Here is a 20,004-nt window from a genome sequence, read left to right as displayed (position 1 = left end):
GGAGTGTGGATCGTGGGACGTCTCGCCCCCGATCCACCCCCTCAAGTTTCAGAAAAGCCCTATCCGTTTCAGAAAAGGCGGTCAGCCCATGTCCAATTCGATCGACACCGACGGTCTTCCCGGCCGCAGGCTGCGCGAGAAGTTTCCACTGGCGGCGCTGATCCTCGAGCGTCTCATCCTCAGCATAGTCCTGCTGTTTGCCGTCTCGCTGCTGATCTTCGTCGGCCTCCAGGCGCTGCCCGGCGATTTCGCCTCCACCTATCTCGGCCAGTCGGCGACGCCTCAGGCAATCGCCAACATCCGCGATCAGCTGGGCCTCAACCAGCCGCTGCTGTCGCGCTATCTGTCGTGGCTCGGCCATGCCATGGTCGGCGACTTCGGTACCTCCTGGGCGAGCCAGAATTCGGTCAGCGAGCAGATCGGCCTCAGGCTCGGTAATTCGCTGTTTCTCGCCGGATTTGCGGCATTGATCTCCGTGCCGCTGGCCGTCGGGCTCGGCATGCTGTCGGTGCATTTCCGCAACCGGATGCCGGACAAGATCATCAACATCGTGTCGCTGGCGGCGATCTCGCTGCCTGAGTTTTTCATCGGCTACCTGCTGATCATGTTCTTCGCCGTAAAGTTCGGCGTCGCCACCTTCCCGGCCACCGTCTATGCCGAAATGAGCCTCTACGACCGGCTGCAAGCAATTGCCCTGCCGACGGCAACGCTGGTTCTCGTCGTGCTCGCCCACATGATGCGGATGACGCGGGCGGCGATCCTCTCGGTGATGTCGTCCGCATATATGGAGACGGCGGAACTGAAGGGCCTTAGCGCCTTCCGCTCCATCGTCCGGCATGCGGCGCCGAATGCGCTGGCGCCGATCATCAACGTCGTGGCGCTGAACCTTGCCTATCTCGTCGTCGGCGTTGTCGTGGTCGAGGTGGTGTTCGTCTATCCCGGCATGGGCCAGTACATGGTGGACGCCGTGACGGTGCGCGACATGCCCGTCGTCCAGGCTTGCGGCCTAATCTTCGCTGCCGTCTACATCCTCTTGAACATGGTGGCCGACATCCTTGCCATTGTCGCCAACCCCCGTCTGAGGCATCCGCGATGAGATTGAGAGAGATCCCCATCACCGCCTGGGTCGGCATGGCAGGCATCCTGCTGGCGCTGGTCTGCGCTATCTTCGCCCCGTGGATCGCCCCGCATGGCGAGACCGAGGTCGTCGGCGAGGTCTGGGCGCCGGCCGACGGGCAATTCTACTTCGGGCTCGACAATCTCGGCCGAGACATTCTCTCGCGGCTGATCTTCGGCGCCCGGACGACGCTGTCCGTGGCGCTCGGTGCGACGCTGATCTCGTTCTCGCTCGGCATCATCCTGTCGTTTACCGCAGCCGTCTCGCGCGGCGTGATCGACACCGTGCTGTCGCGCTTCAACGATCTGATGATGTCGATCCCGACGCTGATTTTCGCGCTGGTGGTTCTGGCGGTGCTGCCGCAGAACCTGGTCGTGCTGATCCTGGTCATGGCTATTCTCGACAGTACCCGCGTCTACCGTCTCGGTCGCGCGGTGGCGCTCGACGTGGCGGTGATGGAGTTCGTCGAGGCGGCAAAGCTGCGTGGCGAAGGCAAGATCTGGATCATCTTCCGCGAAATCCTGCCAAACACGCTGTCGCCGCTCCTGGCTGAATTCGGCCTGCGCTTTGCCTTCGCAATCCTGTTTCTTTCCACCCTCTCCTTCCTCGGTCTCGGCATCCAGCCGCCGACTGCAGACTGGGGCGGCATGGTGAAGGACAACAAGGACGGCATCATCTTCGGCATTTCTGCGGCGCTCCTGCCCGGCGGGGCCATCGCGGCGCTCGCCATCTGTGTCAATCTGGTGGTCGACTGGCTGTTGAAGCGGACGTCCAGCCTCAAGGGAGGACGTGGCGATGCCTGAGCTGCTTTCGGTACGCGGCCTGAAGATCGAGGCCACCAGCTATCCGCCCGGCGAGCCGCCCAAGCGCGTGACTATCGTCGACGATGTCTCTTTCGATCTCGCCAAGGGCAAGGTGCTCGGCCTCATCGGCGAATCCGGTGCGGGCAAGTCGACCATCGGCCTGTCGGCACTTGCCTACGGTCGCGGGGGCGCCGAAATCACCGGCGGGGAAGTGCTGCTCGACGGTGAGAACCTTCTGGCGCTCGGCAAATCCGGCATCCGCCGCGTGCGCGGCGCCCGCGTCTGCTACGTGGCACAATCGGCTGCGGCCGCCTTCAATCCGGCGCACCGGCTCGGCGGACAAGTCATCGAGGCCTCCGTCAAGCACGGCCTGATGACCAAGGAAGAGGCCCGGGCCCGCGCGCTCTATCTGTTCCGCGTCCTCGGCCTTCCCAACCCCGAGACGTTTGGCGAGCGCTATCCGCATCAGGTTTCCGGCGGGCAATTGCAGCGCGCCATGACCGCGATGGCACTGTGCTCCAACCCGGAGCTGATCGTCTTCGACGAGCCGACCACGGCGCTCGACGTGACGACCCAGATCGACGTGCTCGCCGCTATCAAGCACGCCATCGAGGCGACCAACACGGCGGCCCTCTACATCACCCATGACCTTGCCGTCGTTGCCCAGATTTCCGACGACATCATGGTGTTACGCAACGGCAAGACGGTGGAATACGGCACCGCCCAGCAGATCATCGAGGCGCCGCGCGAGGCCTATACTCAAGCGCTCGTCAACGTCCGCCAGGCGCTGCGGACCGAGGCTGCCGTCCAGACCGGCACGCTGCTGAAGGTCGAGAACATCACTGCCGGCTATTCCAACGGCTTCAAGGTGCTGTTCGACGTCACGCTGCATGTGCCGAAGGGCCAGACGCTGGCGATCGTCGGCGAATCCGGTTCCGGAAAGTCGACGCTGGCACGCGTCATTACCGGCCTGCTACCGCCCCAGCAGGGCAGTGTCTCGTTCGGCGATAAAATGCTGTCCCCTGCCCTGAAAGGTCGCTCGAACGACGACCTTCGACGCATCCAGCTGATCTACCAGATGGCCGACACGGCGATGAACCCGCGCCAGACGGTGCGCGATATCATCGGCCGGCCGCTGACCTTCTATTATGGCCTGCGCGGTGCGGCAAAGACAGCCCGGGTGAAAGAGCTGCTCGAGCAGATCGAGATGGGCACCGGTTTCGTCGATCGCTATCCGGCCGAACTCTCCGGCGGCCAGAAGCAGCGTGTCGCCATCGCCCGTGCGCTTGCCGCCAATCCGGAGCTGATCCTTTGCGACGAGCCGACCTCGGCGTTGGATCCGCTGGTCGCGGAAGGCATCCTAAACCTGCTGATGAAGCTGCAGGAGGAAAAGCAGCTCTCCTACATCTTCATCACCCATGACATCGCCATCGTGCGCGCCATCGCCGACAGCGTCGCAGTTATGCATCGCGGCAAGCTGGTTCGGTTCGGGCCGAAATCGACGGTCCTTTCGCCACCCTTCGACGACTACACCGACCTGTTGCTGAAATCGGTGCCGGAAATGGAGATCGGCTGGCTGGAGAAGGTCTTGACGACGCGGAAGATGGAGAGCGCGGGGAATTGAGCTATGATGCTGGTGTCTGTCGGCGCTGGCTCAAAGTCTTCCTCATACCTGTGCCCGTCACAGGTATCCAGCCACGGCGCGTCTGCGCCGTGAAAGGACAGGGCGCGGTGCTAAGATCAACTATACTCTTTGGAGGTGCAACATGCGTGAGATTGAACTTCAGAAGGCACAGGAAAAGTTGTCCGCCCTCGTTAAAGACGCATTGAAAAGCAAGCCCACCATCATCACCCGCGATGGCGAAAAGTCGGCGGTCATTCTATCCTATGATGACTATCAAAATCTTCCAGGCGTTCGGCTGAGTGCTGAGGCAGGGGTCATGCACGAGTAGCTATTGCTGGAACGAAAGACTGATACCTATCAAGTTCTTCGACATCTGATTATTGCCTTTGACTATTGCCTTGGAATTGGAATGCCATGACTGACCGCCCCTTCACCGTCATCGAAAACCAGTGGATCACGCTTGCCGACGGCACGCGGCTCGCTGCCCGTATCTGGATGCCTGACAATGCCGAGGCAGATCCGGTGCCGGCGGTGTTCGAGTTCCTGCCATATCGCAAGCGTGATGGAACCAGCCCGCGAGACGAATCCACCTATCCAGTGTTTGCGGCTGCCGGCGTTGCCGGGGTGCGCGTCGATATCCGGGGGTCGGGCGAATCCGATGGCGTCATCGATGGCGAATATACCGAGCTGGAGCTCGCCAATGCCTGCGAGCTGATCGCCTGGATTGCCGCCCAGCCGTGGTCGAACGGGTCTGTCGGCATGATGGGGATTTCCTGGGGCGGCTTCAACTGCCTGCAGGTGGCAGCCCTCAATCCGCCGGCGCTGAAGGCGGTGATCTCGATCGCCTCGACCGTCGATCGCTATAATGACGACATTCACTACAAGGACGGCTGCCATCTGTCGGCGCAGCTCTCCTGGGCAGCGACCATGCTCGCCTACCAGTCACGTGCGCCCGACCCCGAGATCGTCGGCGAGCGCTGGCGCGAGATGTGGATGGAGCGGCTGGAGAACGAGCCGTTCTTCATGGAGGAGTGGCTGCAGCACCAGCGTCGCGACGCATTCTGGCAACATGGATCGATCGGCGACGATTTCTCGGCCTTCAAGGTTCCGGCCCTTGTAATCGCCGGGTGGGCCGATGGTTACCGCAATACGCCGCTGAAAGCCGTCGAGGGACTGGGCGACAAGGCCAAGGCGCTGATCGGCCCCTGGGTTCACAAATATCCACATTTCGCCTGGCCGAAACCGCGTGCCGATTTCCATGGCGAGGCAATTGCTTGGTGGAACCGCTGGCTGCGCGGCGAGGACAACAGTATCGAAAACCTGCCGCAGGTGCGCGCTTTCATGCTCGATGCCCCGAAGCCCGCGACCCGCCGCGATGTCGATCCCGGCTTCTGGGTTTCCAAGCCCGAATGGCAGCAACCGGATATGCAGTGCTTCTATGTCGAGCAATTCGGTACGCTGATGGAAGGGATGCCGATCCCGCATGCGCCGGAGCACCCGGTCTTCCTGAAGTCGCCGCTCGACACGGGCACCGCATCCGGCGAATGGTTCACCCTCAAGCCGGATGCCGAGATGGCACTCGACCAGCGCGGCGACGATGGCGGCTCGCTGGTGTTCCAGACGCCGGTGCTGACGGAAGCCCATGACTTCCTAGGGCGCCCCGAACTGACGCTGACAGTCCGCGCTCACGCCGAGCTTGCCAATCTCTGCGCCCGCCTCGTCGATATCCATCCGGACGGTACCGCGACGCGAGTGACCTTCGGCGTTCTTAATCTCGCCCATCGTGACAGTAATGCCGAGCCGCAGCCGATGGTGCCGGGCGAGCCGACGCAGATCCGTCTGGTGCTCGATGCCTGCGGCTATCGATTCCAGGCCGGCCACCGCATCCGCCTGTCGCTGTCGACTGCCTACTGGCCGATGCTGCTGCCGCCACCCGTCGACGAAGGCGTGACCATCGATCTCGCCTCTATAGGCCTTGCGATGCCGCTGCTCGGCGAGCACCAGATGTTCGAGATGAAGCAGCCGGATAACCCCGATCCGCTGCCGAAGTATATCGAGCACAAGCCGAGCGAGACGAAGCGCCAGGTGGTGCGCGATCTCTCCGCCGGTCGCACCGATTACTGCGTTTATGAAGACACCGGCCTGTTCGAGCATCCCGGCACCGGCCTGTCGACGCGCCAGCTGCGCGACGAGGTGTGGTCGATCTCCGCCAACGATCCGTTGTCGATGAAGGGCAAATCGGTGTGGACCTGTGACATGCAGCGGCCCGGCTGGTTCGTCCGCACCGTCTCGACCGCGACGATTGCCTGCACGGCGACGGAATGGCTGATCGGCGGTTCGGTCATCGGCTACGAGGGCGAGACGAAGGTCTTCGAAAAGACCTTCGACAAGGCCGTGCCGCGCGACATGATGTGATCAGAGCGTGTCGGCAAATCGGCTGACCGCGATGCAGACTGCGCGAAAGCCTGCCTGTGCGCCGTTGCTCATATGGCGGGCCCGGAGCCAGGCATGCACCATCTGCGGCTCCTCGCGGAACCAGACCTCGACGCCGTCAGCGGCAAGCCGTCCGGCATAAAGTCTTCCGTCGTCGCGCAGCGGATCGAAATGGGCGACCGTGATGTAGGCTGGCGGCAGGCCCGCACAGGTCCGGGTTAGCAGCGGATGAGCGACAGGCTCGTCTGCAGGTGCCTTGAGGATGGCGCGATAATAGGCGACATCGGCGGTTGTCAGCCCCGGAGCGTCTGCCATCTCCTGGTAGGAGCCCGAGACGAGGTCGCCGCCGAGCGCCGGGTAGATAAGCACTTGGCCGACGATCCCATCCAGCCCTTCGTCACGTGCCCTGAGCGTCAGGCCTGCCGCGAGGTTGCCGCCGGCGCTGTCGCCGATTAGGACGACCGTCTCGCCATCGCCCAGCAGCAGCTTCAGCACCGTGAAGCAATCGTCCGTCTGCACCGGCCACACATGTTCCGGGGCCAGGCGGTAATCGACGGCAATCAGTTCGGCGCCCGCAGCGTCGGCGATCTCGGCGCAGATCGAATGATGGCTCGACAGCGAGCCGACGACATAGCCGCCGCCATGCAGATAGAGCAGTTTCGTCGACGTCCGCACGTCGGCGGGGCGATATCGACGGGTCGGGACGGTGCCAATCGGGCAATCTTCTGCCGTCATGCCGTCCGGCATTCGCCTCTCGAACTGGGCGCAGAGTGCATCGTACCAGAGACGCTGCTGGCCAATCGACGCATCGACGGCATCGGCCGGGTAGAAGCTGTCGCACAGCTGCAGGAATTCGAGGATGCCTGCCTCGCCTGGCATCGGGCGGATGGTTTCCGGCATTGTCTTCTCCCCGTTTGCAGGCGCATTTCGCCAAAAATCACGCTGTGCGATTCCCGGACTCGATAAAAACCCGTTTTTAACGTTTACCGCTTATTCATCTCTCGGAAGAGAGTGAGTTTGCGATGCGAAAATTGTTTATCGCCGCCCTTGTCGTGTTGTCCAGTTGCGCGACGGCGCCCCATCAGATCCGCAACAGCTGCGCCATTTTCGAGCAGCGCGACGGCCTTTTCAACAACTGGCGAAGGGCAGCCGACAAGGCCTCGCGCGAGTACGGGGTCCCCGTGCCGGTGCTGATGGCGACGATCTACGTCGAATCCGGTTTCCAGCCCTATGCACGGCCACCGCGCACACTATTGCTCGGTTTCATCCCATGGACGCGGCCTTCCAGCGCCTATGGTTATGCCCAGGCTCTCGATGGAACATGGTCGCGCTACCAGCGGGCGACCGGCCACTGGTCGGCCCGACGGACCAATTTTGCCGACGCGATCAATTTCATCGGCTGGTACCATGCGCAAAGCCATCTCCAGAACGGCATCGCGCTGAACGATACCTACAATCTCTACATGGCCTATTATGTCGGCCATGACGGCTACAGCCGCGGCAGCTTCCGCTCCAATGGCGAGCTGCAGCGCACCGCCCGCCGGGCCGCCGGCATCGCCTCGACCTACAACAGCCAGCTGCGCACCTGCGGCGGCTGATGGGCCGCCGTCCGCGTTTCGGCCCTGTGAAAATGGTTCTTCGTTCCTAGGTTAGGCTTATCAGCCCTTGAAGGAACACAGATGAAAATCGCAGTCCTGGACGACTATCAGAATGTAGCCCTGACGCTTGCCGACTGGTCCGATGTGACCGCGCGGGCCGAGGTCACCGTCTTCAACGATCACCTCGCCGACCGGCAGAAACTCGTCCAGCGGTTGGCGCCGTTCGATGTGATCTGCGTCATGCGCGAACGCACGCCGCTGCCGGCCGAGTTGCTGGCACAATTGCCTAACCTGAAGCTCATCGTCTCGACCGGCGCGCGTAATGCCTCGATCGATGTTGGAGCTGCAGCGGAACGCGGCATCGTCGTCAAGCACACGGGCTATGCATCGACGGCGACCGTGGAAATGACATGGGCGCTGATCCTCGGCGTTGCCCGTCACGTCGCCAGCGAGAATGCCTCTCTTCGATCCGGCGGCTGGCAGCGTTCGATCGGTTCCGATCTCAACGGCAAGACGCTCGGATTGCTCGGGCTTGGCAATGTCGGCTCGCGGGTCGCGACCATCGCCCAGGCATTCGGCATGAAGACCATCGCGTGGAGCCAGAACCTGACGGCCGATAAGGCCGAACAGTTCGGGACGACGCTGGTCTCTAAAGAGGCGCTGTTCCGGCAATCCGATTTCCTGAGCGTACATCTGGTGCTCAGCGATCGCAGTCGCGGACTGGTCGGGGCCGACGAGATTGCGCTGATGAAGCCTTCCGCCTTCCTCATCAATACCTCGCGCGGCCCTATCGTCACGGAGGCAGCGCTGATCGATGCACTCAAGCGCAAGGCCATCGCCGGTGCTGCGGTGGATGTCTTCGACGTCGAGCCGATGTTGCCGGATCATCCATTCCGGACACTGCCCAACGTCCTGGCAACCCCGCATATCGGCTACGTCTCGCAGTCGCTGTACGAGACGTTCTACGGCGATACCGTTAGCCATGTCAGCGAATGGCTGACCGCGAACGCCGGCTAGCGTTCGTGAAGGGACGGCTTGTACCGGCCCCTAATCGACCTCATCCGGTGCAAGAGGCGGCGCTATCTGCTCGAATGTGCACTGGCGCGGGTCCTTGTCCGGTCGCCAGCGCACCAGCGTCGTTCCGTGCCGGAAACGCCGGCCTGTCACCTGGTCGAAGCGGACTTCCACGACAAGCTCCGGCCGCAGGGGCTGCCACGCTGCGCTGCGCTCGGTCGTCCAGCGGCTGGGGCCGCCCGGCGCCTTGCCGGCAAAACCTGGTGGTGCCTGCAGCGCCTCGAGCTGTTTTGTGAGATCCGGTCGTTCCTCGTCCGAAATTGTCGAGGTGTAGCCGACGTGATCGAGCTTGCCGTCCTCGTTGTAGAGGCCGAGCAGAAGCGAGCCGACTTCGGCGCTGTTGCTCTCGTAGCGGAAGCCGCCGATGACGCAGTCGGCGGTGCGCAGGCGTTTCACCTTCAGCATCGCGCGGATGCCCGGCTCGTAGGCGCCGTCTCGGCGTTTGGCGACGACGCCGTCGGTGGCGCTATTTCCCGACGACGAAAGCCAGCGCTCAGCCTGGGTAAGGTCGGTCGTGAAGGGCGACAGTACCATCTGTCGCGGACGGGGGTTCTGCTTTGCGAAGCTTTCGAGTGCGCTACGGCGCTCGGACATCGGCAGGTCGACCAGCGGCATCCCGTCCGAAGACAGCAGCATGTCGAACATGACGAGGCGAGCCGGCGTGGCGGCGGCGAGCTTTCGAATGCGGCTTTCCGCCGGATGAAGGCGCATCTGCAGCGCCTCGAACGAGAGGTGACCGTCGATTTCGATCACCAACTCGCTGTCGATGATAAATCTCTCGGCCGGAATCTCGGCCAATAGTGCGAGAACCTCGGGAAAGTAGCGTCCGAGCGGTTTGCCGGATTTCGCATGAAGCGCGACTTCCTCGCCATTTTTGAACGCGAGGCAGCGGAAGCCATCCCACTTCGGTTCGTATTGCCAGCCATCGCCCTGCGGCAACGCCTCGGCGGAGCGCGCCTCCATCGGTGATGTATCGAGCGCGATGCCGAGCAGGTCTCCCTTGCTGACATCAGCCTTTTTGCCTTTCCGGCCTGCCTTCACCGCCATCAGGCCGCGTCCGCGCGCGATTTTGCGAGGCGCTTTACCGCCGGGGCGAGTGGGCGGGCGCCGTCGTTGTAGTCTTCCCAGGCCGAGCTCTTCTTCAGCAGGGCGGGCACGGTGCGGATTGTGAAGCCTTTCGGGTCGAGGTCGGACTTGACCTGCGACCAAAGGATCGGCATCGACACCGTCGCGCCCGGTCTCGCGCGTGTCGAAAGCGGGGCGACTGCCGTCGCCATGCGGTCGTTGCGCAGGTAATCGAGGAAGATGCGTCCGTTGCGAAGCTTCTTTGCCATGTTGACGACGTAGCGGTCAGGGGCGTCATGGGCCGTCTGAAGACAGAGGTCGTGGGCAAACGTCTTCGCCTCCTGCCATGTCAGCGCCGTCTTGCCTTCCGACAGAGGTGTGACGACGTGCAGGCCCTTGCCGCCGGTGGTCTTGCAGAAGCTGACAAGGCCTAGCTCCTCGAGCCGGTCGCGCAACTCGCGCGCAGCCTCGACTACGGTCGAGAATGGCACGTCAGGGCCGGGATCGAGGTCGAATACCAGTCTTCCGGGCACTTCGGGTTTTTTCGGCAGGCAATTCCAGGGATGCAGCTCGAGCGCCGCGACTTGCGCCACCGCGGCAAGGCCTTCGATGCGGTCGATTTCGAGATAGGGCTTGCGATCGCCTGATACGGTGACAAGATCCAGCAGGTTCGATGTGCTCTGCATTGCATGCCTCTGGAAGAACTGCTCGCCGCCGATGCCGTCGGGCGCCCGGATTATCGAGCACGGCCGACCGGCAATGTGGTCCATCATCCATGGACCGACCGCCTCCAGATACTGGGCAAGATCCAGCTTGGTGACCGGCTCGCCGTCGCCGGCGTCAGGCCACATGGCCTTGTCTGGATGGGAGATCGCCACGCCCATGACCGACGCCCGGGCTGCTGCGCCCCGCCGGGTTGCGTGGACTTTCTCTTCCGGATGCGGCACCTCTACCTTTACAGGCGATGCAGGCTTTTCGGCCTCGACCTCGGATGCGGGCTTGTCGTCGCGCAGGCCCTTGAACGCCGCCTGTCGAACCTGCCCGTCATTCGTCCAGCCGGCGAATTCGATCTCGGCGACGAGCTCCGGCCTTGCCCAGACAATGCTCGCATCCTTGCGCGGGGCACCGATGCCGGTGAATGGCGATTTGTCAGCTTTGACGGCTTCCAGTCTTGGTTCGAGCGTCTTGAGTTTCGCCTCGCCATATCCGGTGCCTACTCGGCCGACATAGACGAAATGATCGCCTCTGTAGACGCCAACCAGCAGCGAACGGAACCGTCCGTTGGTCGTTGCCCATCCGCCGACCACCACCTCGTGGCCGGCGCGGCATTTCGACTTCGACCACGAGGCGCTACGGCCGGAATGGTAGGGAGCGTCGAGCTTCTTCGAGATGATGCCTTCAAGGGAAAGCTGGCAGGCGGAGCGCAGCACCGCGTCGCCACCGGTGTCGAAATGCTCGACAAACCGGATGCGGGCATCGGGCTTTGCTTTGTCCAAGATCTTCTGCAGGCGAATCTTGCGCTCGGAAAGAGGTTGTTCGCGCACGTCCTCCCCGCCATCGAACAGCAGATCGAAGGCGAAGAAAACGAGATCCTCAGTCTTTCCCTCTGAAAGGGCTGCCTGCAGGGCGGCAAAGTCCGGCGCGCCATGGCTGTCGAGCGCGGCGATTTCCCCGTCGATGATGCCATCGGGCAGAGCCTCTGCGGCGCGGGCAATCGCGCTGAACTTGTCCGTCCAGTCGAGGCCCTTGCGGGTCTTCAGGCTGACGCTACCGCCCACTATCCGCATCTGGATGCGGTAACCATCGAACTTGATTTCGTGTACCCAGCCCTTACCGGACGGTGGCCGTGCGCCCGTGTCACAAAGCTGCGGCGGTATGAAATCCGGCATTGCCGAGCTGCTTTCCTTTGCGCCGGCTTTGCCCTTGACCTCGGCCTTGGCTGACTTGCGCGTTGGCTCTTTGGTAGCGCGTTCTTCTGCAGCCAGTCCCTCGCTGGTGTCCCAGACAGCGCCGGCGGACGAAGTGCTCTTAGCAAGCATGAAAGGTTTGGGGGCCTTTCCCTTGCCTGCGGCAATCGTTTCCAACGAGCGGCCGGACGCGACGGAGCTATCCTTCTCGAGAATTTTCTCGCCGCCGGTGTCCACGGCATGATCGTCATGATGCTTGATCAGCAGCCAGTTGGTTCGCTTGCCGCCGTTCCGGTCGTGCTTCATGCGGACAAGCACAAAGCTGCCATGCAGCTTTTCGCCCTCGAGACTGAATTTGAAATCGCCGTCTTCAAGCGCTCTTTCCGGGGTCTTGCTGCCTTCCGGCTCCCAGTATCCGCGGTCCCACAGCAGCACCGTGCCGCCGCCATACTGGCCTTTCGGAATTGTACCTTCGAAGTCGCCGTAGTCGAGCGGATGGTCCTCGACCTCGACGGCAAGGCGCTTGTCGCCGGGATCGAGAGACGGACCCTTGGTGACTGCCCAGGACTTGAAGACGCCGTCGAGTTCCAGGCGCAGGTCATAGTGAAGCCTCGTCGCGTCGTGCTTTTGGATGACGAACCGCCTTCTGTTCGAGGCAGCAATCTCCGTTTCGCCGCTCGGCTCCTGCGTTTTCTTGAAATCTCGCTTGGCGCGATAGGTCTTGAGATTTTCGTCGCCGACCATGGGTGTCTCCAGAGTTCCGTCATCGACACAACACAGGCGCGTGGCCTTTGTTCTGTGCCCGGATTCACTTTCGCCCCCTGCGCCGGAGTCTGGCGCGAGGGAGACGAAAGGATTGCGGGCGGATCAGCGGTGGCGGTTGACGCCGTGTACGGCCAGTGCCAGGAGATATCCCATGCCGGCTGCGGTCAGAACGCTGAGGACCGGGTGCAGCCTGACGGTCTCGTCGACCACCGCCTCTACCGCATTCGCGTTTGACTTGAGCTTGGTGCGCGCCGCATCTGTCATATCGGCTATGTAAGTCGACAGGCTGGCGACCTCGGCCTTTAGCGCTTCAACCTGGTCGGCGACGGTATCTGAAAAGTCCGACTTCGGCTGCGCCAGGGCTTCATCGACGAGCGGCGCGTCGGAGGGCTCGATGATGCCTAGCGGCGTAGCGGGTTTCGGTGTGAATTCTTCGGCCATGATGTCCTCCTGAGGTTGAAAAGCAGCAACCAGTCAGGATGGGATATGTTCCCATGGTTAGGAGCGTGATGGTTTCGGTTCGCGCATATGTAGGCACAGCTCATAACTTCGATCGCAAGCCACGGAGCAGCGGAAGCTTCTGGACGTCTGCGCCGGCTTTGGGGATCAGGACTTCGGCTTGTGCTCGGCTTCGATAGCCGCGTCATGATACCAGCTGCCGCCATAGGCAGCATCCGCATACGCACCTTCGGAAAACCGATTGAGCTTTCGATCGAGCAATACGACGGTCGCGTCACCACCGAGGTCGCGTCGGACCTTACGGGTGATGATGGGAAACTGGTAGATCGTTGCCGTTTCTGCGTGTGTGTTTGCCATTGATGTCTATCTTTCGTTTCCCCGTGGAGATCACGACTCCCGGCATTCTCAATGTAACATGTCTGCCTGCCATTTGCTCGAAATGATTAAAAAGAAATCATTATGTTGAATATGTAGGCAATTCGCCGTTTTCCGCAAGGGAAATCGTGGTGATATTGTGGCGTAAATTTACGCTGACAGATCATTGTCAGCGTTGTGCCGGCCTATGCCGTGAGCGAAGCGAACCGGAAGATGCGCTTCCATGCGGAAAAGGCCGCAGATGTCGCCACCAGCGCAGCGCGCTGGCCTCTTTAATATGTGAATTTTAGAATATTCTGGTTAAAGAAGTGTGCCAACCGCTGGAAGATGGCGTTGCGAAGGGGTTGGCGCAGAAACTGGCATAGCAAATGCATGTCTCTTGGCAAACGTGGACGGCCACGATCCGAGGCCGCCGACGCCGATAGACTTTACTGACCTTAGCTTCGTAAACCTATGAGAGGTTCGCCATGACGAAATATAAACTCGAGTACATCTGGCTCGACGGTTACACGCCGGTTCCCAATCTGCGCGGCAAGACGCAGATCAAGGAATTCGCCGCATTCCCAACTCTCGAGGAACTGCCTCTCTGGGGTTTCGACGGATCGTCGACGATGCAGGCCGAAGGCCGCAGCTCCGATTGCGTGCTGAAGCCCGTTGCCGTTTTTCCGGACAGTGAGCGCTTGAACGGCGTTCTCGTCATGTGCGAAGTCATGATGCCGGACGGCGTCACGCCGCATCCTAGCAATTCCCGCGCTACCATCCTCGACGATGCCGGCGCCTGGTTCGGCTTCGAGCAGGAATACTTCTTCTACGAGAACGGCCGTCCGCTGGGCTTCCCAGAAGCCGGCTATCCTGCTCCGCAGGGTCCTTACTACACGGGCGTCGGCTATTCGAACGTTGGCAGCATCGCGCGCCAGATCGTCGAAGAGCACCTCGACATCTGCCTTGCAGCCGGTATCAACCACGAAGGCATCAACGCCGAAGTGGCGAAGGGTCAGTGGGAATTCCAGATCTTCGGCAAGGGCTCCAAGCGCGCCGCCGACGAAATGTGGATAGCCCGCTACCTGCTGCAGCGCCTGACCGAAAAGTACGGCGTCGATATCGAATATCACTGCAAGCCGCTCGGCGACACAGACTGGAACGGCTCGGGCATGCACGCCAACTTCTCGACCGCCTACATGCGCGAAGTCGGCGGCAAGGCCTATTTCGAAGCCCTGATGGCAGCCTTCGAAAAGAACCTGATGGACCACATCAATGTCTACGGTCCTGACAACGACAAGCGCCTCACCGGCAAGCACGAAACTGCTCCGTGGAACAAGTTCTCCTACGGCGTTGCCGACCGTGGTGCATCGATCCGCGTGCCGCACTCGTTCATCAAGAACGACTACAAGGGCTACCTCGAAGATCGCCGCCCGAACTCGCAGGGCGACCCCTACCAGATCGCTTCGCAGATCCTGAAGACCATTGCAGAAGTTCCGACCGAAGGCAGCGTCTCCGCCGCCGCATAAGGTTAGTCTGTTGCGTCATCGATGGGCCGCCTCCTGAAAGGGTCGCGGCCCATTTTTTTGTTTATTGGCGGTACAAGGCGAACTGGTCGCGTCCTGCCGATTTCGCCCGGTACAGTGCGTCGTCGACATTCTTCAGAAGCGTCTGCCGATCATTGCCGGCCTCCGGTGCCACGGCCGCTCCGACGCTGACGCTGACGCGGATCATTTCCCCCTCGATCACAAAAGGCTCGCGGAAGGCCCCGACCACCCGTTCCGCCAATGCGGCTGTTGCTCTGGGGCTGCCGAGTTCCGGAGAGAAGATGGCAAACTCGTCGCCGCCCATGCGCACGGCGATGTCGCTCGAGCGGATGACTGCGCGGATGCGCTCCGCCCCCTGGCGCAGGATATCGTCGCCGCCGTGATGGCCGAGCCGGTCATTGATCGCCTTGAACCCGTCAAGGTCGATATAGAGCGCTCCGAACGGGCGGTCGGATTCGAGGGCCTTTGTCAAAGCGCTATCGACGAAGGCCGGCAGCGCCGATCGGTTGAAGAAACCGGTGAGCGGGTCCGTCATCGCCGCCGTGCGGAGATCCTGCTCGGTGAGCGACATGACGATATTCGACTTTTGCAGCCGCAACAGAGCGCTGGCGACCACCGCAAAGTTTCGCAATGTCTCGATCTGCAAGACGTCGAGCTCGCGCGGATGGGTGTCGAGAATACAGAATGCGCCCACTGCCAACCCCGGATCGAGCTCGACCGGTGCTCCTGCATAAAAGCGGAAAAAGGGATCGCCGTCGACGAAGGGGAGATGCCTGAGCTCGGGATCTTCCTTCAGATCGGGGACGACGAGCAGGTCGTTGCCGTAGACGACCCGTGTGCAGATCGACTGGTCGCGGCCGCAATCGCCGAGCACCAGGCCCGCCTGACCGGCTATGCGAAGCCAGTCCTCCTCTACGATGTTGATGGCCGCAAAGGCAGTTCCGAAAACATTGCGGGCAAGTCCTGCCAGAGCTTCCATTTCGGTGGTCGCGCCACCGCGTGCAGAACTCAGGGAACGGACGGCAATCAGCCGTTCCGCCTCGTTGTCTGGCTTCAGCCCAAGTCCTTGCACCCTTTCCTCCACCGCTTTTCGCCTGCTTTAGACATAAGGCAGATATCATGGAAAGGTAGAGGGCGCGGTTGTGCCATTCCGGTTACCTCGCCAAGAGACCGTTAACCAACTGCGCGTAAACAGGGAGCAGTAAACGAGGGTTTTGAGTCGCATGGCGTCGAAGTTGAGTGAACTGCTGAGTGTCGTTGGCAATGGCAATATCGTGGTGTTTCCGGTGGCAAGTCGTGCGGGTGATATCGAGCGTTGTGCGCGTGAACTGGACGACAAGCATGGCACCGACGCTGTCGATTACTGGAAAACTGAATGCCGAAGGTTGGCCGCGCAGCTGACGGCGGTGGGTCTTTCCGAGGATGACGTCCGCCGCCAGGTGATGCTGTTCCAGGACGAGGTACAGGCCGAGCTCGTGCGGCGCCACCAAGATCGCCAGCACGTCGAGGCGCCGGCCGAAAAGCAGGGCTGATCTCGCCTGAGAGTTTAACGTGTCGTCGAGCCGGTGGTCGACAGCAACGGGTACGATGCTGTAGCCTTGGGGTCGGCAGTTGGCATCAGCCTCCGCGACAGTCGAGAAATTACCATGAGCCTGATCTACGTCCTGAACGGCCCCAACTTGAACCTGCTCGGCAAGCGCCAGCCGGAGGTCTATGGCCATGAGACCCTGTCGATGGTGGAAGCCGATTGCCACCGGGTGGCGCAGGAGTTCGGCCATACGATCCGCTTCGAGCAGAGCAACCGGGAATACGAGATTATCGACTGGATCCATGCGGCCCGCGACGAGGCGGCTGCCATCGTCATCAATCCGGCCGCATTCACCCACACGTCAGTTGCCATCCTCGACGCGCTGAACGCCTTTGACGGCCTGGTGATCGAAGTGCACATTTCGAATGTTCACAAGCGCGAGGAATTTCGGCACCATAGCTTCGTGTCGAGCCGCGCAGACGGCGTTATTGCCGGTCTCGGTACGGAAGGCTATCAACTGGCCATCCGCAGGATCAGCTCGCTGCTGAAGACCTAGTGTCTTGCTGCAGCAAACCTGAAAAAGCCAGCCGACTTTAAATCAGCCCGCCTTGAGTTCCTCTGCCTTGACCTCTGGGGCGTCGAAGATTTCCTCGAGCAGCGCCAGGACCTTGCGAACACTTTCCGAATTGACGGTGTAGTAGACCGTCTGCGCATCGCGGCGGGTCTTCACCATGTGGGCCGAGCGAAGCTTCGCGAGGTGCTGCGACAGCGCCGACTGGCTAAGCCCGATCATATCGGCCAATGCGCCGACCGGCATTTCGCCCCGCGTCAGGATATCGAGAACACGCAGCCGCTGCTCGTTGGCCATAGCGCTCAGGAACGTTGACTTTTGCTCGAAGATAGGGTTTTCCAAAATGAAATTCCTTGAAAATTTGTTTAAAAATTAGCATCCGGACCTAATAAAGTCCAATCTAAAATGTCGGACTGATTAACGTGAGCGCATTTAACCACTTTTACGCGTGCTAATTGTGTACTCTACCCCAGAACCATGCCGCTTGTCTCCCGTTGGCCCTGCTGGGGAGGCGATCTCGGCAGATATTTTTGGGACATCTCTCATACAGGCTTGAAGGCATTTGGCCCAACAGACCTTTTTGCCCGAGGTTGTCCGACCAGCTTTCCTCGAAAAATGGGAACCTATCCAATAGGTCGTCGTTCGATTTTCAGGCTCCACCGCCTGAACCTTCGAAAGGACCTCCCCATGCGCGCACTCTGCTGGCACGGCAAAGAAGACATCCGTTGCGACACTGTTCCGGATCCGAAAATTCTCCATTCCCGCGATGCAATCATCAAGGTCACAAGCTGCGCCATCTGCGGCTCTGATCTCCATCTCATGGGCGGCTTTGCGCCCGGCATGAAGTCGGGCGACGTGATGGGCCACGAGACTATGGGAGAAGTGGTCGAAGTCGGCTCGGACAACAAAAAGCTCAAAGTGGGCGACAGGATCGTCGTGCCATTCACCATCGGCTGCGGTGAATGCCGCATGTGCCAGTCGGGCATGTGGTCGCTCTGCGAACGCTCCAATCCTGCTGGCGCCGAACAGGCCAAGCAGATGGGCTATGCCACTGCCGGCCTTTTCGGCTTCTCTCATCTCTATGGCGGGTTCCCGGGCGGCCAGGCCGAATACCTCCGCGTTCCCTATGCCGATGTCGGGCCGATCAAGGTGCCGGAAGGTCTCTCCGACGAACAGGTGCTCTTCCTGTCGGATATCTTCCCGACGGGCTACCAGGCGGCCGAGAACTGCAACATCCAGCGCGGTGACACCGTTGCCGTCTTCGGCTGCGGACCGGTCGGCCTGTTCGCCATCAAGTCGGCTTTCATGCTCGGTGCCGAGCGCGTTATCGCTATCGACACCGTTCCGGAACGCCTGGCGCTGGCTCGCCAGTCAGGCGCCGAGACGCTCGATTATGCGGCAGGTAACCTCCAGCAGCGCATCGTCGAAATGACCAACGGCAAGGGACCGGATTCGGTCATCGAAGCCGTCGGCATGGAAAGCCATGGCGAAGGCGGAATCATGGAAACCCTGCAGACCGACCTCACTTCGATGGAGCGGCCCTATGCACTGCAGCAGGCAATCATGGCCTGCCGTCCCGGGGGCACGGTGTCGCTGCCCGGCGTCTTCGTCGGCGCGGCTGTTCCGGTTGCGCTCGGTGCGGCGTTCGGCAAGGCGCTCACCTTCAAGATGGGCCAGACTCATGTCCAGCGCCATCTCGAGCCGTTGATGAAGCGCATCCTCGAGGGTGAGATCGATCCGTCGTTCATTATCACCCATCGCATCGGCCTCGAAGACGGTCCGGAAGCCTACAAGACCTTCCGCGACAAGAAAGATGGCTGCGTCAAGGTGGTCATCCACCCTAATGCCTGACCGATTTTCACAGGGCGGCCCTTGCTTGGGGTCGCCCTGCCCCTTTAAACCTCGGAGATAGTCTTTTCCGGGGATGCCCATGCCACTCGACGTCGTCATCGCCAATGCCCGCCTGCCCGGCGAACCGACGCCCGTGGACGTCGGTGTCGCCAACGGCCTGATCGCCGCGATCGCTCCCTCCCTCACATTCGAAGGCCCTGTCGAAAATGCCAGCGGCGGATATCTCTGCAGCGGGTTCGTCGACAGCCACATCCATCTCGACAAGGCCGGCATCCTCGGTAGATGCACCATCTGCGAGGGGACGCTTGCCGAAGCAGTGCGGGAAACGGCGCGGGCGAAAGCCGGCTTTACCGTCGAGGACGTCTATGCCCGCGCAGCCATCGTGCTGGAGCGCGCTATCCTGCAGGGAACGACCCTTCTGCGCACTTTTGTCGAGATCGACCCTCGCGCCGGGTTTCGCTCTTTCGATGCTATCCGCCAGCTGAAAGCGGACTATGCATGGGCCATCGATATCGAGATCTGCGCCTTTGCGCAGGAGGGGCTGACACAGGAGCCGGAAACCGAGGCTATGCTGGCGCAGGCGCTTGCCGACGGCGCTGATCTGGTCGGTGGCTGTCCCTACACCGATCCCGACCCCACGGAGCATATCCGCCGTATCTTCGATCTCGCGGAGCGTTTCGGCACAGCGGTGGACTTCCACCTCGATTTCGATCTGGACCCGGAGAACTCCAACCTTCCCTCGGTGATTTCAGAGACGATGGCGCGCGGTTACAGTGGGCGGGTCTCGGTCGGCCATGTGACCAAGCTTTCGGCAATGCCGCCGCAGGCGGTTTCCGAGATCGGTAGCCGGCTAGCCGACGCCGGTGTGGCAGTGACGGTGCTGCCGTCAACAGACCTCTTCCTGACCGGCCGCGACCGGGATCATCTGGTGCCGCGCGGCGTCGCCCCGGCGCTGGATCTGTCAACGCTCGGCGTGGTGACATCGATCGCCACCAACAATGTCATGAACCCTTTCACCCCCTATGGCGATGCGTCGCTGATCCGTATGGCCAATCTCTACGCCAATGTGGCGCAGGTTTCGCTCGATGCGGACATGCTGGGCGTCTTTGCAATGGTCACCGACGGCGCTGCGCGGTTGATGGGGCGGGAGCGTCATATAAAAATCGGCGCGCCGGCCGACATGATCCTCATCGATGGTAACGATCCGGCTGAGATCGTTCGCGAAATCAGGCCGGTACTGGCTGGCTGGAAAGGCGGCCGCAAGACTTTCGAGCGGCCGCGCGGACGGCTGATCAGGCCTTGACCTCC

At 61.5% G+C, this 20,004-nt stretch carries 19 protein-coding genes; 12 read left to right on the top strand and 7 right to left on the bottom strand.

What is annotated here, in order from left to right:
- Positions 1 to 88: 88 nt before the first annotated feature.
- From J5274_RS26325 to J5274_RS26305, 5 genes are all read left to right on the top strand, one after another.
- Positions 89 to 1,096: an ABC transporter permease gene (locus J5274_RS26325; RefSeq protein ID WP_209185700.1), complete on the top strand. Its 1,008-nt coding sequence runs from the start codon at positions 89 to 91 to the stop codon at positions 1,094 to 1,096.
- Positions 1,093 to 1,920, top strand: a complete 828-nt coding sequence (locus J5274_RS26320; protein ID WP_142824874.1) for an ABC transporter permease — start codon at positions 1,093 to 1,095, stop codon at positions 1,918 to 1,920. The genes J5274_RS26325 and J5274_RS26320 overlap by 4 nt, the downstream gene beginning before the upstream one ends.
- Positions 1,913 to 3,544: an ABC transporter ATP-binding protein gene (locus J5274_RS26315; protein ID WP_142824875.1), complete on the top strand. Its 1,632-nt coding sequence runs from the start codon at positions 1,913 to 1,915 to the stop codon at positions 3,542 to 3,544. Before J5274_RS26320 ends, J5274_RS26315 begins: the two co-directional genes overlap by 8 nt.
- Positions 3,545 to 3,686: 142 nt before the next feature.
- Positions 3,687 to 3,872 (top strand): type II toxin-antitoxin system Phd/YefM family antitoxin, encoded by a 186-nt coding sequence (locus J5274_RS26310; protein ID WP_142824876.1) that lies wholly within the window; start codon positions 3,687 to 3,689, stop codon positions 3,870 to 3,872.
- An 86-nt stretch (positions 3,873 to 3,958) separates the two neighbouring features.
- Complete coding sequence (locus tag J5274_RS26305) at positions 3,959 to 5,959, top strand: CocE/NonD family hydrolase (protein ID WP_142824877.1); 2,001 nt, start codon at positions 3,959 to 3,961, stop codon at positions 5,957 to 5,959.
- On the opposite strand, the gene J5274_RS26300 is transcribed toward J5274_RS26305, so the two are convergent.
- The gene (locus J5274_RS26300) at positions 5,960 to 6,877 is read right to left on the bottom strand and encodes an alpha/beta hydrolase (protein WP_224128019.1); all 918 of its coding nucleotides are present in this window, start codon (positions 6,875 to 6,877) and stop codon (positions 5,960 to 5,962) included.
- Positions 6,878 to 6,999: 122 nt separating this feature from the next.
- On the opposite strand from J5274_RS26300, the gene J5274_RS26295 reads away from it, so the two are divergent.
- Positions 7,000 to 7,575, top strand: coding sequence for a transglycosylase SLT domain-containing protein (locus tag J5274_RS26295; RefSeq protein ID WP_142824878.1), 576 nt, complete (start codon positions 7,000 to 7,002; stop codon positions 7,573 to 7,575).
- 81 nt (positions 7,576 to 7,656) lie between these two features.
- Complete coding sequence (locus tag J5274_RS26290; protein ID WP_142824879.1) at positions 7,657 to 8,592, top strand: D-2-hydroxyacid dehydrogenase family protein; 936 nt, start codon at positions 7,657 to 7,659, stop codon at positions 8,590 to 8,592.
- Positions 8,593 to 8,622: 30 nt separating this feature from the next.
- Here J5274_RS26290 and J5274_RS26285 read toward each other — a convergent pair whose 3' ends face one another.
- The 4 genes from J5274_RS26285 to J5274_RS26270 all read right to left on the bottom strand — a co-directional run bounded on the left by J5274_RS26285 (position 8,623) and on the right by J5274_RS26270 (position 13,202).
- Complete coding sequence (locus J5274_RS26285) at positions 8,623 to 9,696, bottom strand: ATP-dependent DNA ligase (protein ID WP_142824880.1); 1,074 nt, start codon at positions 9,694 to 9,696, stop codon at positions 8,623 to 8,625.
- Entirely contained in the window at positions 9,696 to 12,365 is a 2,670-nt protein-coding gene (ligD, locus tag J5274_RS26280; protein WP_142824881.1) for a DNA ligase D, read from the bottom strand. The genes J5274_RS26285 and ligD overlap by 1 nt, the downstream gene beginning before the upstream one ends.
- A 123-nt stretch (positions 12,366 to 12,488) precedes the next feature.
- Positions 12,489 to 12,827: a hypothetical protein gene (locus J5274_RS26275; protein WP_219276095.1), complete on the bottom strand. Its 339-nt coding sequence runs from the start codon at positions 12,825 to 12,827 to the stop codon at positions 12,489 to 12,491.
- Between the two features lie 165 nt (positions 12,828 to 12,992).
- Positions 12,993 to 13,202, bottom strand: a complete 210-nt coding sequence (locus J5274_RS26270) for a DUF2735 domain-containing protein (protein WP_142824883.1) — start codon at positions 13,200 to 13,202, stop codon at positions 12,993 to 12,995.
- Between the two features lie 485 nt (positions 13,203 to 13,687).
- On the opposite strand from J5274_RS26270, the gene J5274_RS26265 reads away from it, so the two are divergent.
- The gene (locus tag J5274_RS26265; RefSeq protein ID WP_142824884.1) at positions 13,688 to 14,728 is read left to right on the top strand and encodes a glutamine synthetase beta-grasp domain-containing protein; all 1,041 of its coding nucleotides are present in this window, start codon (positions 13,688 to 13,690) and stop codon (positions 14,726 to 14,728) included.
- Between the two features lie 61 nt (positions 14,729 to 14,789).
- On the opposite strand, the gene J5274_RS26260 is transcribed toward J5274_RS26265, so the two are convergent.
- Positions 14,790 to 15,818, bottom strand: a complete 1,029-nt coding sequence (locus J5274_RS26260; protein ID WP_224128021.1) for a sensor domain-containing diguanylate cyclase — start codon at positions 15,816 to 15,818, stop codon at positions 14,790 to 14,792.
- Positions 15,819 to 15,969: 151 nt separating this feature from the next.
- Here J5274_RS26260 and J5274_RS26255 point away from each other — a divergent pair, with 151 nt between their 5' ends.
- Together J5274_RS26255 and aroQ are read left to right on the top strand one after the other, a co-directional pair.
- Entirely contained in the window at positions 15,970 to 16,278 is a 309-nt protein-coding gene (locus J5274_RS26255) for a DUF6074 family protein (protein WP_142824885.1), read from the top strand.
- A 114-nt stretch (positions 16,279 to 16,392) separates the two neighbouring features.
- Complete coding sequence (gene aroQ / locus J5274_RS26250) at positions 16,393 to 16,830, top strand: type II 3-dehydroquinate dehydratase (RefSeq protein WP_142824886.1); 438 nt, start codon at positions 16,393 to 16,395, stop codon at positions 16,828 to 16,830.
- A 42-nt stretch (positions 16,831 to 16,872) separates the two neighbouring features.
- Here the strand turns inward: aroQ and J5274_RS26245 are convergent, their stop codons facing one another.
- Positions 16,873 to 17,142 carry a helix-turn-helix transcriptional regulator gene (locus tag J5274_RS26245; RefSeq protein ID WP_142829438.1) on the bottom strand — a complete coding sequence of 90 codons (270 nt, stop codon included), beginning with the start codon at positions 17,140 to 17,142 and terminating at the stop codon, positions 16,873 to 16,875.
- Between the two features lie 390 nt (positions 17,143 to 17,532).
- Between J5274_RS26245 and J5274_RS26240 the strand changes: the two genes are divergently transcribed.
- Complete coding sequence (locus J5274_RS26240; RefSeq protein WP_142824887.1) at positions 17,533 to 18,696, top strand: zinc-dependent alcohol dehydrogenase; 1,164 nt, start codon at positions 17,533 to 17,535, stop codon at positions 18,694 to 18,696.
- Between the two features lie 79 nt (positions 18,697 to 18,775).
- Positions 18,776 to 19,999 carry an amidohydrolase family protein gene (locus J5274_RS26235; protein ID WP_142824888.1) on the top strand — a complete coding sequence of 408 codons (1,224 nt, stop codon included), beginning with the start codon at positions 18,776 to 18,778 and terminating at the stop codon, positions 19,997 to 19,999.
- Positions 20,000 to 20,004 lie beyond the last annotated feature (5 nt).

The organism is Rhizobium sp. L51/94 (assembly GCF_019355555.1).
Lineage (GTDB): Bacteria > Pseudomonadota > Alphaproteobacteria > Rhizobiales > Rhizobiaceae > Rhizobium > Rhizobium rhododendri.
Note: the sequence above shows the minus strand (reverse complement) of the source record. Positions and strands in the feature narration are given on the sequence as shown.

Bases quoted from the DNA above. Each gene is read 5' to 3' on its own strand.
- J5274_RS26325 (WP_209185700.1), top strand. From the start codon at position 89: ATGTCCAATTCGATCGACACCGACGGTCTTCCCGGCCGCAGGCTGCGC.
- J5274_RS26320 (WP_142824874.1), top strand. From the start codon at position 1,093: ATGAGATTGAGAGAGATCCCCATCACCGCCTGGGTCGGCATGGCAGGC.
- J5274_RS26315 (WP_142824875.1), top strand. From the start codon at position 1,913: ATGCCTGAGCTGCTTTCGGTACGCGGCCTGAAGATCGAGGCCACCAGC.
- J5274_RS26310 (WP_142824876.1), top strand. From the start codon at position 3,687: ATGCGTGAGATTGAACTTCAGAAGGCACAGGAAAAGTTGTCCGCCCTC.
- J5274_RS26305 (WP_142824877.1), top strand. From the start codon at position 3,959: ATGACTGACCGCCCCTTCACCGTCATCGAAAACCAGTGGATCACGCTT.
- J5274_RS26300 (WP_224128019.1), bottom strand. From the start codon at position 6,877: ATGCCGGAAACCATCCGCCCGATGCCAGGCGAGGCAGGCATCCTCGAA.
- J5274_RS26295 (WP_142824878.1), top strand. From the start codon at position 7,000: ATGCGAAAATTGTTTATCGCCGCCCTTGTCGTGTTGTCCAGTTGCGCG.
- J5274_RS26290 (WP_142824879.1), top strand. From the start codon at position 7,657: ATGAAAATCGCAGTCCTGGACGACTATCAGAATGTAGCCCTGACGCTT.
- J5274_RS26285 (WP_142824880.1), bottom strand. From the start codon at position 9,696: ATGGCGGTGAAGGCAGGCCGGAAAGGCAAAAAGGCTGATGTCAGCAAG.
- ligD (WP_142824881.1), bottom strand. From the start codon at position 12,365: ATGGTCGGCGACGAAAATCTCAAGACCTATCGCGCCAAGCGAGATTTC.
- J5274_RS26275 (WP_219276095.1), bottom strand. From the start codon at position 12,827: ATGGCCGAAGAATTCACACCGAAACCCGCTACGCCGCTAGGCATCATC.
- J5274_RS26270 (WP_142824883.1), bottom strand. From the start codon at position 13,202: ATGGCAAACACACACGCAGAAACGGCAACGATCTACCAGTTTCCCATC.
- J5274_RS26265 (WP_142824884.1), top strand. From the start codon at position 13,688: ATGACGAAATATAAACTCGAGTACATCTGGCTCGACGGTTACACGCCG.
- J5274_RS26255 (WP_142824885.1), top strand. From the start codon at position 15,970: ATGGCGTCGAAGTTGAGTGAACTGCTGAGTGTCGTTGGCAATGGCAAT.
- aroQ (WP_142824886.1), top strand. From the start codon at position 16,393: ATGAGCCTGATCTACGTCCTGAACGGCCCCAACTTGAACCTGCTCGGC.
- J5274_RS26245 (WP_142829438.1), bottom strand. From the start codon at position 17,142: ATGGCCAACGAGCAGCGGCTGCGTGTTCTCGATATCCTGACGCGGGGC.
- J5274_RS26240 (WP_142824887.1), top strand. From the start codon at position 17,533: ATGCGCGCACTCTGCTGGCACGGCAAAGAAGACATCCGTTGCGACACT.
- J5274_RS26235 (WP_142824888.1), top strand. From the start codon at position 18,776: ATGCCACTCGACGTCGTCATCGCCAATGCCCGCCTGCCCGGCGAACCG.